The organism is Xanthomonas sp. BRIP62418 (genome assembly GCF_003993495.1).
Taxonomy (GTDB): domain Bacteria; phylum Pseudomonadota; class Gammaproteobacteria; order Xanthomonadales; family Xanthomonadaceae; genus Xanthomonas; species Xanthomonas euroxanthea.
Genome location: NZ_QEZG01000029.1, coordinates 21,575 through 34,191 on the forward strand (window position 1 = coordinate 21,575; position 12,617 = coordinate 34,191).

A 12,617-nucleotide genomic window follows, 5' to 3' on the forward strand; every position below is an offset into this window, starting at 1 on the left:
TGTTGCCCGGCTCGATGACGAGCGTAAAGCATATCGCCGTGCCGCCGCCGGAGCGACCTTGAGCCCGTCCCGCAGCTGACTGGCAAGCGAAGTGAAGCATAGGCACGCGACTTGCATCGGCCTCTACTAGACAATCAGTGTCGGGGAAACACGGTGTTGACCAAGAAAGCAAAACGCCACGCTGCCGGCGCCTTGTTGCTCGGCGGAATGATCTTCGTCCTGATCGGCATAGGTGGGTATTTGACCACGCAGCGTTCGCTGTCCGACGCCGGCTGGGTGACGCACACGCAGGAGGTGATCGCCAGCATCGACGAGATCCAGGCCGGAATGCTGTCGGCGGAGTCGTCGGTGCGCGGCTATGTCTTGACCGACAACGAAGCGTTTCTCGGGGTGTACGCCGATGCGATCGGGCGACTGCCCGAGCGCATCGTGCGGCTGGATGCCCTGGTGCAGGACAACCCGGTACAGCGGCGCCATGTCGTGGAGCTTGGACGCCTGGTGGACATTCGCCTGACGCAGATCGACGACCTGTTGCACAGCTACCGCAAGCAGGGCCTGGATGGGGCGCGCGCCTCGATCGCACGCGGCGTGTTCCAGACTTCGTCTTCGCTGCGCCGCCAGGTGCAGATCATGACGGAACTGGAGCGCCAGCAACTGGTGAAGCGCAATGACACCAACACGCGCAGTGCGCAGTGGGTGCTGTGGGTCACGGTGGTCGGGATTTTCAGCGGCTTGCTGGTGATGTTGCTGGCCTACCGGCTGCTGTCACGCGAACTGGAACGGCGCGTGCGCGCCGAGGACGCCGCCAGCACGACCAGCGAGCGCCTGATCGAATCGTTCGCCACACTCGAACGCACGTCGGCGGGACTGGAGGCGCTGGCGCGTTACTCGGGGTTGCTGCAGAACTGCCGCGATGCCGAGGAAGCACTGGAAATCACCGCACGCACGATCGCGCCGCTGGTGCCGGGCGCGGCCGGTGCGGTCTATCTGCTGCGCGCCTCGCGCGATCGTGCCGAACAGGTGGTGGCCTGGGGCACGATGGCCGACGACGACAACGCCAGCATCGCGCCGGACACCTGCTGGGCCTTGCGCCGCGATCGCACGCATGTGGTGCAAGACGCCAGCCAGGGCATGCTCTGCCAGCACGTCGGCGCCAATCTTCCGGCGCACGCGAGCACCGTCTGCATCCCGTTGTCGGCACAGGGCACGCAGCTGGGGATGCTGGCGTTGCGCAGCGAGGATCCGCGCGACCTGGCCTCGTTGACCGTGGCCGAGGCAGCGGCCGAACAATTGTCGCTGGCGCTGCACAACCTGCGTCTGCGCGAAACGCTGCGCCAGCAGTCCATTCGCGATCCGTTGACCGGACTGTATAACCGCCGGTATCTCGAAGAGGCGCTCAATCACGAACTGGCGCGCTGCACGCGACGGGTACAGCCCTTGTCGGTGCTGATGCTGGATGTGGACCACTTCAAGCAGTTCAACGACCTGCACGGCCACAGCGGCGGTGATCGCGTCCTGGCGGCGATCGGCGAATTCCTGCTGGCGCAGACGCGCGGCGAAGACATCTGCTGCCGCTACGGCGGCGAAGAGCTGACGATCATCCTGCCGGAAGTGGACCTGGCGACCGCCTGCCGGATGGCCGAGAAGCTGCGCGCCGGCATCGAGTCCCTGCAGGTCATGGCCGATGGCGTCTCGTTGCCGAAGGTCAGTGCATCGTTCGGCGCGGCCAGCTTTCCCGAGCATGCAGGCAACATGGCGCAGCTGCTGCGGCGCGCGGACGAGGCGCTGTACCGCGCCAAGCAGGCCGGACGCAATCAGGTGGTCAGTGCCGGCGCGCCGGCCACACGGTAAGCCACGCCGTTACCAGCATTGGGGCTGCGCCTGCAGCCCCACCTTCGCGCCGTCCCGGCCGGCTGCAATGCAGGCGGCTCGCCGGTTGGGCAGAGCAGCAGTCACGTGCAGCTCTGCCCATCCTCATCGGTAGGAATCAGGCCGGCGCCCGCCAGCATGCCGTCCACACGGGTCCGCACATAGGCTGCGTCCTCGGACGCGGCGCTGCTCAGCAGGGCCTGGGCACGCGCCTGGAAATCGAGGTAGTCGAAATCCGCGTCCTCATCGGCGGACAGCTGCGGCAGTTCGTCCTGCAGCGCATCCAGGCGCGTGTCGAGTTCTTCGCGTGTGGGCATGGCAGACTCCGACGACAAAGACGCTACGGTTGCGGCACGGCCGTCAAGGATGTGCGAAGCCCGGCGCGGCAACGCTTCATTTTCCTACCCGTTGCCGCGGCGCGTGCACGCTCAACTTTCGCAAGGCTCCGCCGATAATGATGCCGACTCCTATAGAACCTTCCCTGTGATCCTCCACCTGCGGCGGGATTTCCGCCTCGGCATCGTCAAGACGCTGGGGCCGATCACCGCGCTGTTGCTTTGCCTCTATGCGGTGTACCTGGCCATCACCGGTCAGGCGCTGGCCTGCCTCATCACCGCCTCGCTCGGTATGTTTGCGATATGGCGGGGCTGGAGGATGCGCGATGCCGAACGCACTGGCGCTGGTGGCGTGTGGCTGGCCTCCATCAACGTCGGCGGCTGTCTCGTGGCCTGCTGGACCGGCGGCGATGGTGCCCTGCCCTGGCTGTTTCCGGTACTGGCCACCAATTACTTCCTGTGCGGCCCGCAACGCGCGGTGCTGCTGAGCCTGCCGCTGCTGGCGGCACTCTTGCTGTTGCCCGGCCTGATCGTCAGCCCCGGCCAGGGCGTGTCGACGGTCGTGGTGACGGTGGTGACGCTGGCGGTGGGCTATGCGTTTTCGTTGCGCATGCAGGACGACCGCGTGCATCTGGAAGAACTGGCCTCGCTGGATGCGCTGACCGGCCTGCCCAACCGACGCATGCTCGAGCGTGCGCTCACCCACCAGATCGATCGGCGCCAGCCGCATGAACGGCTCAACAGCCTGATCATCCTGGATCTGGACCATTTCAAGGAGGTCAACGATCTGTACGGACATGCCGCAGGCGATGCCGCGCTGTCGGATCTGGCCACCATCCTGCGTTTCGAAGTGCGCGAGCCGCATCAGGTGTTCCGCTTCGGCGGCGAAGAATTCGTGGTGCTGTTGCGTGCCGGCTCCTTGCAGGAACTGGAAGCGGCCACTGAACGCCTGCGCAAGGTGATCCGCAACGGTCTGCGCGGCCCGGGTGGCCGGATCACTGTGTCGCTGGGCGCGGCGCGCCACGATGGCGAGACGCATTGGCAGGACTGGTTTTCGCGGGCCGATGCCGCGCTGTATCTGGCCAAGAACGGTGGCCGCGACAGCGTGCGGGTGGCCGACTGAGCGCAGGCCGTCGTGTCAGCGCCTGGTCAGTGGGCACACCGGCTCGGTGCTGAGATCCCGGCACCGCGTTGGCCAACAGCCGACAACGCGTCGGCGCCGCTTGTCGCAGGCCGGCGCAGCTGACAGTGGCTCACACGGCTGGCGAACATCCGTCAGGTCACACGCAACCGGCGGGTACCGCCGATGGCGAGCCCTGGCCGCACTCGCCCGCCGGCGGTCCATCAGGAGTCAGCCGCGCCAGACGGTTACGTCTCCGAGTGAGACTGCGGGGCGACCTGACCGCCGCCCCGCATGCTTGCCTAGCGATCGAGCACTGCCACCGGTGCTGCAGGCGCCTGGTCCTGCTTCCAGCCGCCCAAGGCCTTGTACACACCGACCACACCGACATTGACCGCTGCTTCGGCCTGCGCCAATGCATCGTCGGCGGCCAACTGGGTGCGTTGTGCGTCCAGCAGGGTCAGGAAGTCTTCCGAGCCCTCGCGGTAGCGGATCTGCGCCAGTTGTTCGGCACGCCGCGCCGCATTGGCCTGCTCCACCACGATCGCCAGGCGCGCCTGCTGGCGGCCGTAGCCGATCAAGGCGTTCTCGGTGTCTTCCAGCGCCAGCAACACCGTCTGCTGGTATTGCGCCAACGCGCCGTCGGCCTGCGCCTTGCTGGCACGCAGGCGTGCCCGTACGGTGCCGAAGTCGAATGCCGCCCAGCTGATCGACGGGGTGATCGACCAGGCCTTGCCGCTGCCCTCGGTCAGCCTGGCCGCGTCGCCGGACAGGAAGCCGACAAAGCCGCTGACGCTGATGCGCGGAAACAGGTCGGCCGTGGCTACGCCGACCTGCGCGGTGGCCGCCGCCAGCCGACGTTCGGCGCTGCGCACGTCCGGGCGCTGACGCAGCAATCCGGCGGTATCGCCCAGCGGTAACGCACGTGCGAACGCCGGCGTGGTGCGCGCCACCAGGGTGGCATCCAGGGCATTGGGCGGCTGGCCGAGCAGCACCGCCAGGCGATGGCGGTACTGCGCTTCGGCGGTTTCCAGCAGCGGAATGTCCGCCTCGATCGCCTTCAAGCGCGCCAGGCTGCTCTGCACATCCAGCTCGCTGCCCGCGCCCAGGTCCCAACGCGTCTGCGTCAGCCGCTGGGTGTCATGCAGGTTGGTCAGTGTGCGCTTGGAAACCTCCAGCTGCTTCTGCGTGCCGCGCAACTCGAAGTAGTTGCGCGCCACTTCGGCGGCGACGGTGACCTGCACGTCGAGCAGGCCGGCCTGCTCGGCTTCCAGATCCGCGCGCGCCGCTTCGGAGGCGCGCCGCTGACGGCCGAACAGATCCAGCTCCCAGGCCGCATCCAGCCCCAGGGTGGTCTGCTCGGTGAGGAAGCGCTGGTTGCCGGCGACCACCTGCTGTTGCTCGCGGCGATCGAAACTGCCCTGCGCGGTGATGTGCGGAGCCTGGTCGAGGCGACGCTCGACGAACACCGCACGCGCCTGCTTGACGCGCGACACGGCGATGCGCAGATCGTGGTTGGCGAACAAGGCATCGCGCACCAACTGTTCCAGCACCGGGTCGTCGAACTGCGACCACCAGTTGCCGACCGGCGATTCGGCGCTGAAGGCCGCGTCCTGCGCGCCCTGCAAGGTCACCGCGGCCGGCGGGTCGGGCCGGTAATCCGGCCCGACCGCGCAACCGCTGAGCACCAGCGCGGCCAGTGCCACGCTCAGAAGGTTTCTTACCATGGCAACACTTCTCCCAGATGCGTAAAGCTGCCGGTGGCGCCGTGCGCGTCGAGCAGCGCCATCTGCACGCTGCTGTGCGCGCCCTGCTCTACCTCGATCTCGCCGCCACCGCCGTTCATGTCGGTTTTGACGTAGCCCGGATGCACGGTGTTGACCTTGATGGCGGTGTCGCGCAGCTCATGGGCCAGATGCACCGTCCAGCTGTTGACCGCGCTCTTGGAGGCGTCGTAGGCGGGAATCTTGAAGTCGTAGATCGGCGAGCCGGGCTGGGTATGCAGGGTCAGCGAGCCGAGCATGCTGGACACATTGACGATGCGTCCGGCCAGCGAACGACGCAGCAGCGGCAGGAACGCTTTGGTGACGCTGACGACCGCGAACAGGTTGGTGTCGAAGGTCCGCTTCCACACCTCCAGGCTCTGCTGCGACGGGGTGCGCTGCATGTCCTCGATCATGATGCCGGCGTTGTTGATCAGGATGTCCAGGTGGCCGTGACGCTGTTCCACCGTGCCGACCGCCGCGGCGATGCTGATGTCGTCGTTGACGTCGAGCTGGATGGCTTCCACCGGCAGGCCTTCGGCCTGCAGCTTGAGTGCGGCGGCGACGGCATCGTCGCGCTTGCGGCCTGCCAGCAGCGTGTGCACGCCGGCCTGGGCCAGCTGCCGGACGGTTTCCAGGCCGATGCCGCGGGTGGCGCCGGTGACCAATGCGATCTTGTGGTTGCTCATTTCAATGTCCTTCTACTGCGAATGGGGGTTGGGAATGACGCACTCACGCCTTGACGTGATCGTGCGCAACAGCGGCCGGTGCGGCGGGGTCGCGACGCGTCACCCACTTGCGCAGGGCCACGTAGAACACCGGGGTCAGGAACAGCCCGAACAGGGTCACACCGAGCATGCCGGCAAACACGGTGATGCCGGTGACCGAGCGCACTTCGGCGCCGGCGCCATGCCCGAACACCAGCGGCACGGTGCCGGCGATGAAGGCGATGGAGGTCATCACGATCGGACGCAGACGCAGGCGGCAGGCTTCCAGCGCGGCCTCGACGATGCCCTTGCCGTGCATTTCGAGTTCGCGGGCGAACTCCACGATCAGGATCGCGTTCTTGCACGCCAGGCCCATCAGCACCACCAGGCCTACCTGCACGAACACGTTGTTGTCGCCACCGGTGAGCCACACGCCGAACAAGGCAGACAGCAGGGTCATCGGCACGATCAGGATCACCGCCAGCGGCAGCGTCCAGCTCTCGTACAACGCGGCAAGCACCAGGAACGCCAGCAACACCGCCATCGGGAACACGATCAACGCCGAGTTGCCCTGGGTGGATTGCTGATAGCTCAGATCGGTCCACTCGATGTTCATGCCATTGGGCAACACCTTCGGCGCCATGCCGGCCAGCGTCTGCATCGCCTGGGTGGAGGAGAGCACGCGCGGGTCCGCCTCACCGATCAGATCGGCGGCCGGATAGCCGTTGTAGCGGATCACCGGATCCGGGCCGTAGGTCTGCCCCAGCGTGACCATGCTGCCGATCGGCACCATCTGCCCGCGATCGTTGCGGGTGCGCAGGTTGGCGATGTCCTCGACGCTGTCGCGGAACTGTCCATCGGCCTGGGCGATCACCTGGTAGGTGCGACCGAAGCGGTTGAAGTCGTTGATGTAGGACGAGCCCAGATAGGTCTGCAGCGTATCGAACAGATTGGTCAGCGGCACGCCCTGCGCCTTGGCCTTGTCGCGATCGACCTTGGCATCGAGCTGCGGCACATTGGCCTGATACGTGCCGATCGGGAACTGCATGCCCGGCGTTTGCGAGATCGCACCGGACATCGCATTGACCGCACTCTGCAACTGGCCATAGCCCAGGCCGGCGCGGTCCTGGATGTACAGCGAGTAGCCCGAGCCCTGCCCCAGGCCCAGGATCGGCGGCGGCATGAACGCAAACGCAAAACCCTGCTGGATCTGGCTGATGCGCGCGTTGATCTCCGCGTTGATCTGCGCCGCCGTGCGGCTGCGCTGACTGAACGGCTTGAGCGTCAGGAACACCGTGCCGGTATTGGGCGTATTGGTGAACTGCAGTGGATTCAGGCCCGGAAACGCGATCGCGTGGTCCACGCCTTCGGTCTGCAAGGCGATCTGGGTGATCTGACGGATCACCTCGTTGGTGCGTTCCAGCGAGGCGCCTTCCGGCAACTTGGTGCCGGCAATCAGGTACAGCTTGTCCTGGGTCGGGATGAAGCCGCCCGGCACCACCTTGAACATGAAACCGGTGACCACCAGCAGCAGCACATACACCGCGAACACCGCGCCACGTTTGCCCAGGGTCCGCGAGACCGCGCCCTGGTACTTGTGCGAACTGCTGTTGAAGAAGCGGTTGAACGGACGGAACAACCAGCCGAACAAGCGGTCGATCAACCGCGACGGGCCATCCTTCGGTGCGTCATGCGGCTTGAGCAGCATGGCGGCCAGTGCCGGCGACAGGGTCAGCGAGTTGATCGCCGAAATCACCGTGGAAATGGCGATGGTCACCGCGAACTGCTTGTAGAACTGGCCGGTCACGCCCGACAGGAACGCCATCGGCACGAACACCGCGCACAGCACCAGCGCGATGGCGATGATCGGCCCGGAGACTTCGCGCATCGCCTGATGCGCCGCGGCCAGCGGGGCCAGGCCTTCTTCGATGTTGCGTTCGACGTTTTCCACCACCACGATCGCATCGTCGACTACGATGCCGATCGCCAGCACCAGGCCGAACAGGCTCAGCGTGTTGATCGAAAAACCCAGCAGATACAACGCGGCAAACGTACCGACCACCGACACCGGCACCGCCAGCAACGGAATGATCGAGGCGCGCCAGGTCTGCAGGAACAGGATCACTACCAGCACCACCAGCAACACCGCTTCCAGCAAGGTATGCACCACCGCGCTGATCGAGTCGCGCACGAACACGGTCGGGTCGTACGCAGCCGACCACGCCATGTCCTGCGGGAACTGCTTTTCCAGCTCGGCCATCTTGGCGCGCACCGCATCGGACAACTCGATCGCGTTGGCACCGGGCGACTGGAACACGCCCATGCCGACCGCGTTCTTGTTGTCCAGCTGCGAGCGCAAGGTGTAGTTGCCGGCGCCCAGTTCCAGGCGCGCCACATCCGACAGGCGCACGATCTCGCCGCTGTTGCCGCTGCGGATCACGATGTTGCCGAATTCTTCTTCGGTGGTCAGGCGGCCCTGGGCATTGATCGAGAGCAGGAAATCGCTCTTGTTGGGCATTGGCTCGGCACCGAGCTGGCCGGCGGAGACCTGCACGTTCTGCTCGCGGATGGCCGCGACCACATCGCTGGCGGTGAGCCCGCGCGCGGCGACCTTGTCCGGATCCAGCCAGATGCGCATGGCGTAGTCGCCGGCACCGAAGATCTGGATCTGGCCCACGCCCGGCAGGCGCGACAGCTCGTCCTTGACCTTCAAGGTGGCGTAGTTGCTCAGGTACAGCGAGTCGTACTTGCCCTTGGGCGAGGTCAGATGCACGACCATGGTCAGCGTCGGCGACTGCTTCTGCGTGGTCACGCCCTGGCGCCGCACGTCCTCGGGCAGACGCGCCTGCGCCTGGCTGACGCGGTTCTGCACCTGCACCTGCGCCTGGTCCGGATCGGTGCCCGGCTTGAAGGTCACGGTGACCACCAGCACGCCATCGGAGCCGGCGACCGACTTCATGTACATCATGTCTTCCACGCCGTTGATGGCTTCCTCAAGCGGCGTGGCGACGGTCTCGGCGATGACCTTGGGGTTGGCGCCCGGGTACACCGCACGCACCTGCACGCTCGGCGGCACCACTTCCGGGTATTCGCTGATGGGCAGCAGCGGCATGGCGATCAGGCCGGCGGCGAAGATGATGATCGACAGCACCGCGGCAAAGATCGGTCGGTCGATGAAAAAACGGGAAAAGTCCATGGGGGTGGTCCTGAAAGAGGTTGCCGCCGGGCGGCGGCGCGGCACAGCGGGCCCGAGCCGGCCTGGTTGCGAGGCCGGTGGTCACGGGTGCGATGCAGCGATGAATCAGTTCGACGCGGTGCGCTTGTCCGGTGCGGTGGCCATGGCAACGGGCTTGGCATCGACCGGCATGCCGGGCATGAAGATCTTCTGCACGCCATCGACCACCACGCGGTCGCCGGCAGCCAGTCCCTTGCGCACGATGCGCAGGCCGTCGGCATTGCGGCCAAGCTCGATATCGCGCCGTTGCGCCTTGCCGTCCTTGTCGACCACGTACACGTACTTGCGGTCCTGGTCGGTCAGCACGGCCTTTTCGTCGACCAGCATGGCCTTGAACTGGCCGCTGCCCAGCAACTGCACGTGCGCATACAGGCCTGGCGTGAACTGGCGCTGGGCGTTGTCCAGCACTGCGCGCACGCGGATGGTGCCGGTGCTGCGGGTGACCTGGTTATCCAGGAAATCCACGCGCCCGGTGTGCGGGAAGCCCTGCTCGCCGACCAGGCCAATGCGCACCGGCAACTCGCCACCGCGCGCATCCGGGCGCTCGCCGTTGCGCGCCATCTGCGAATAACGCAGGAAGGTGCCTTCGTCGGCATCGAAGTACACGAACACCTTGTCCAGCGACACCAGCGTGGTCAGCACGCTGGCGCTGTCGCTGGCGGTGACCAGGTTGCCGGCGGTGACCATCGCACGCCCGGCGCGGCCATCGATCGGCGCACGCACGCGGGTCCAGTCCAGGTTGAGCTTGGCGGTATCCAGCGCAGCCTGCGCGGCCAGCAGATCGGCGTCGGCCTGATCGGCGGCAGCGCGACGCTGCTCCCAGGTCTCGGTGGAAATGGCCTGCTGGTCGGACAATTTGCGTGCGCGTGCCGCCTCGCTGCGGGCCAGCGTGGACTGCGTGCGTGCACGCACCAGCGCGGCGTTGGCGCGGGCGAATTCGGCACGGTAGCTGCGGTCGTCGATGCTGAAGAGCACATCGCCCTTCTTCACTTCGGCGCCTTCGACGTAATTGACCTTGTCGATATAACCGGACACGCGCGGGCGCAGCTCGACGCTTTCCACCGGCTCGATGCGGCCGCTGAATTCGTCCCACTGGCTGATTTCCTTCATCAACACCGGGGCGACGCTGACGCTGGGCGGCGGCGGCGCACCGGTCTCGGCAGCCTTGCTACCGCAACCGGCCAACACAACCGCGAGTACGGCGCCCGTCAATACAGTACGCAAGGGAAAACGGAACGGGGTGGCGTTCGGGGTCATGGGGAGATCTCTCGGGTGGGGATGGGAAAATGCAGACCGGCAAGCCGGTCGGCCGATGGAGCGGCGTGCGGGCGACGGCTGACGGTCACGATGGCTTGCCCGGGCTGGCCAGGCCCGGCGATCAGCGAGACTGCGGCGCGGCCGACATCCACGGCGCGGATCCATTCCGGACACGCATCCTTGGCACGGCCCGGCGTGCACACCGGCTGCTCGACCGACAGCAGATGCACGCGGACGCCGAACGGCTTGGCTTCCTCGTGCAGGACCTGGGCGAGCATGCGCGTGGCCGCGGCGGCAACGGAGGTATCGCCGTGTGCAGCCCAGGCGCGCAGTGCGCAGGGGCTGCCCAGCAGCAGGTAGCGACCGCCGCCCTCGGCCTCGGCCAGCAGCGGCAGCAGATGCCGCGCGGCTGCCAGATGCGGCAGCACGTCGCGCTCCAGGCGGCGACGCAGCGCAGCGACCGGGCGGTCCAGCAGGCGGCCGGCCTTCAGCGGGCTGCCCAGGCTGGCGATCACCGCCGCCAGCGGACGCGGGCGCTGGGCCAGTTCGCCGGCCAGCGCCTGCGCCGAGGCGTCGTCGGCCACCGAACCCCGCAAGGTCTCCAGCAGCGGTGTGTTGCCATGCTGAGCGCGCAGCGCGTCGAGCTTGGCGGTGTCGCGTCCAATCACCAGCACCGGCATCCCGGCATCGAGCAAGGCGGCGACGATCCCGGCGCCGACATCGCCCGTACCGCCGATGACGGCCGTCTCGGATTGGACCATCCCGGTCATGGGACTTTCACTCCCGACATCGGGACAATGCCACGCTGCGCCAGACGCGCCGACAGTCCGGTCCGCTGCGCAGGCGCCCCGCCGGCCTGACGCCTGGGCGGTGCCGAAAATGCACGTGAAACAGTGGCACGCGGGCTTCTCGCCGCCGGAATCACGGGATCGAAGGCACCTTCGATGGCGCTACGGGAGGCGGACGACACGCCGAACACATTGCACAACCACATGGCCGTGCTCCTGGATGGAAGGGATGGCGCATAAGTTAGGCCTCAAACCAGCACTTGATTAGTCCGGATTTAGGGGAATAATCGTCCCGTAAGCGGTCTAATCCCTCCTGACCCCCGGAAGGCAGTCCCATGACTCACGATCTCAACGACACCCTGATCTTCGTCAAGGTGGTCGAACAAGGCAGCTTCATCGCGGCAGCCAACGCGCTTGGCCTGCCCAAGACCACCGTCAGCCGCAAGGTGCAGGAGCTGGAAACCCGCCTGGGTGCCCGCCTGCTGCACCGGACCACCCGCCGCATCGGCCTGACCGAAGCCGGCTCGGTGTACCACGAACACTGCCAGCGCATCGCGCGCGAACTGGAAGAGGCCGAGAGCGCCGTCGGGCAATTGCAGTCCGGCCCGCGCGGCTGGCTGCGTTTCACCGTGCCCTACTCGCTGGGCATCACCTGGATCGCACCATTGCTGGGCGAGTTCCATGCGCAGTACCCGGAAATCCAGCTGGACATGCATCTGGGCAACGAGAAGCTGGACCTGATCGGCGGCGAAGCCGATCTGGCACTGCGCGTCGGCGCCCTGCCCGATTCCAATCTGGTCGCGCGCAAGCTCGGCAGCCTGCGCACGCAGGTGTTCGCCAGCCCGTCCTACATCGAGCGCTATGGCGAGCCGTTGCATCCGGACGAGCTGCAGTTCCATCGCACGCTGGCGCTGCGCAAGAACCGCAACGTGCACAACAACCGCTTTTTCTGGTCGCTCAGCGACGGCAGCGATGTGCGCGATTTCCCGGTCAATCCGTTGATGGTGGCCAACGATCCGGCTGCGCTCAATGGCGCGGTGTTATGCGGCGAAGGCTTGCTGCTGACCGGCGACGTGATGGCCAAGCCATTCGTGCAATCGGGTCTGGTCCGCCGGGTGCTTGCAGGTTGGACCGGGCCGGAGGTGGACTTCAACGCGGTGTTCGCCGGCGGCCGTCTGGTCTCGCCGAAAGTGCGCGCCTTCGTGGACTTCCTGGTGACGCGGATGAACTTCGATGCGGATTACATGATGGCGCAGTGCCCTGCGCGTCTGGCGGCACAGAAGGCCGACAACGATGCGAAGATCGAAGTCGGCGCAGACGCGCAATTGCGTGCAGAAGGCAAGCGCATCCTGGAAAACGTCACGGCGTAGTCAGCACTCGAATAGTCGCCCTTGGGGCACCTCGCCCCCTCGGGACAAGGTGCCCCAAGGGCGATGGGGAGACGTTACCCGTACAAGCGAAAACGTCCTGGCTGCTAATCTCGAATCCCGAATCGTTGCAGGAGTGTCTGTGCCATCAGGCTGGTACTTTTTGTCATGGCGAA

General features: G+C 66.4%; 10 protein-coding genes. 3 read left to right on the forward strand and 7 right to left on the reverse strand.

The genetic code is table 11. The annotated features are described in order from the left end of the window. Positions 1-153 precede the first annotated feature (153 nt). A complete protein-coding gene (locus EO174_RS06625; RefSeq protein ID WP_119132319.1) occupies positions 154-1,851 on the forward strand; it encodes a diguanylate cyclase in 1,698 nt (565 codons plus the stop codon). A gap of 101 nt (positions 1,852-1,952) precedes the next feature. Here the strand turns inward: EO174_RS06625 and EO174_RS06630 are convergent, their stop codons facing one another. Next, complete coding sequence (locus tag EO174_RS06630) at positions 1,953-2,258, reverse strand: hypothetical protein (RefSeq protein ID WP_119132320.1); 306 nt, start codon at positions 2,256-2,258, stop codon at positions 1,953-1,955. 94 nt (positions 2,259-2,352) lie between these two features. Here EO174_RS06630 and EO174_RS06635 point away from each other — a divergent pair, with 94 nt between their 5' ends. Next, entirely contained in the window at positions 2,353-3,327 is a 975-nt protein-coding gene (locus tag EO174_RS06635) for a GGDEF domain-containing protein (RefSeq protein WP_104583344.1), read from the forward strand. A gap of 299 nt (positions 3,328-3,626) precedes the next feature. On the opposite strand, the gene EO174_RS06640 is transcribed toward EO174_RS06635, so the two are convergent. The 6 genes from EO174_RS06640 to EO174_RS06665 all read right to left on the reverse strand — a co-directional run bounded on the left by EO174_RS06640 (position 3,627) and on the right by EO174_RS06665 (position 11,280). Then, positions 3,627-5,051, reverse strand: a complete 1,425-nt coding sequence (locus EO174_RS06640) for an efflux transporter outer membrane subunit (protein ID WP_104583345.1) — start codon at positions 5,049-5,051, stop codon at positions 3,627-3,629. Beyond that, positions 5,045-5,776: an SDR family oxidoreductase gene (locus EO174_RS06645; RefSeq protein ID WP_016904913.1), complete on the reverse strand. Its 732-nt coding sequence runs from the start codon at positions 5,774-5,776 to the stop codon at positions 5,045-5,047. The genes EO174_RS06640 and EO174_RS06645 overlap by 7 nt, the downstream gene beginning before the upstream one ends. Positions 5,777-5,819: 43 nt before the next feature. Next, a complete protein-coding gene (locus tag EO174_RS06650; protein WP_126943282.1) occupies positions 5,820-8,990 on the reverse strand; it encodes an efflux RND transporter permease subunit in 3,171 nt (1,056 codons plus the stop codon). A 105-nt stretch (positions 8,991-9,095) separates the two neighbouring features. Continuing rightward, the gene (locus EO174_RS06655; protein ID WP_115676633.1) at positions 9,096-10,286 is read right to left on the reverse strand and encodes an efflux RND transporter periplasmic adaptor subunit; all 1,191 of its coding nucleotides are present in this window, start codon (positions 10,284-10,286) and stop codon (positions 9,096-9,098) included. Next, a complete protein-coding gene (locus EO174_RS06660; protein ID WP_104648380.1) occupies positions 10,283-11,056 on the reverse strand; it encodes an SDR family NAD(P)-dependent oxidoreductase in 774 nt (257 codons plus the stop codon). Before EO174_RS06660 ends, EO174_RS06655 begins: the two co-directional genes overlap by 4 nt. Next, positions 11,053-11,280 (reverse strand): hypothetical protein, encoded by a 228-nt coding sequence (locus EO174_RS06665; protein ID WP_126943285.1) that lies wholly within the window; start codon positions 11,278-11,280, stop codon positions 11,053-11,055. Before EO174_RS06665 ends, EO174_RS06660 begins: the two co-directional genes overlap by 4 nt. 129 nt (positions 11,281-11,409) lie before the next feature. On the opposite strand from EO174_RS06665, the gene EO174_RS06670 reads away from it, so the two are divergent. Further along, positions 11,410-12,444 carry a LysR family transcriptional regulator gene (locus tag EO174_RS06670; protein ID WP_104583349.1) on the forward strand — a complete coding sequence of 345 codons (1,035 nt, stop codon included), beginning with the start codon at positions 11,410-11,412 and terminating at the stop codon, positions 12,442-12,444. The last annotated feature ends 173 nt before the right edge of the window (positions 12,445-12,617 follow it).

What these genes read in the sequence shown, in the direction of transcription:
- EO174_RS06655 (WP_115676633.1), bottom strand. Translation starts at nt 10,286, where the DNA reads ATGACCCCGAACGCCACCCCGTTCCGTTTTCCCTTGCGTACTGTATTG.
- EO174_RS06670 (WP_104583349.1), top strand. Translation starts at nt 11,410, where the DNA reads ATGACTCACGATCTCAACGACACCCTGATCTTCGTCAAGGTGGTCGAA.
- EO174_RS06640 (WP_104583345.1), bottom strand. Translation starts at nt 5,051, where the DNA reads ATGGTAAGAAACCTTCTGAGCGTGGCACTGGCCGCGCTGGTGCTCAGC.
- EO174_RS06665 (WP_126943285.1), bottom strand. Translation starts at nt 11,280, where the DNA reads ATGTGGTTGTGCAATGTGTTCGGCGTGTCGTCCGCCTCCCGTAGCGCC.
- EO174_RS06650 (WP_126943282.1), bottom strand. Translation starts at nt 8,990, where the DNA reads ATGGACTTTTCCCGTTTTTTCATCGACCGACCGATCTTTGCCGCGGTG.
- EO174_RS06645 (WP_016904913.1), bottom strand. Translation starts at nt 5,776, where the DNA reads ATGAGCAACCACAAGATCGCATTGGTCACCGGCGCCACCCGCGGCATC.
- EO174_RS06660 (WP_104648380.1), bottom strand. Translation starts at nt 11,056, where the DNA reads ATGACCGGGATGGTCCAATCCGAGACGGCCGTCATCGGCGGTACGGGC.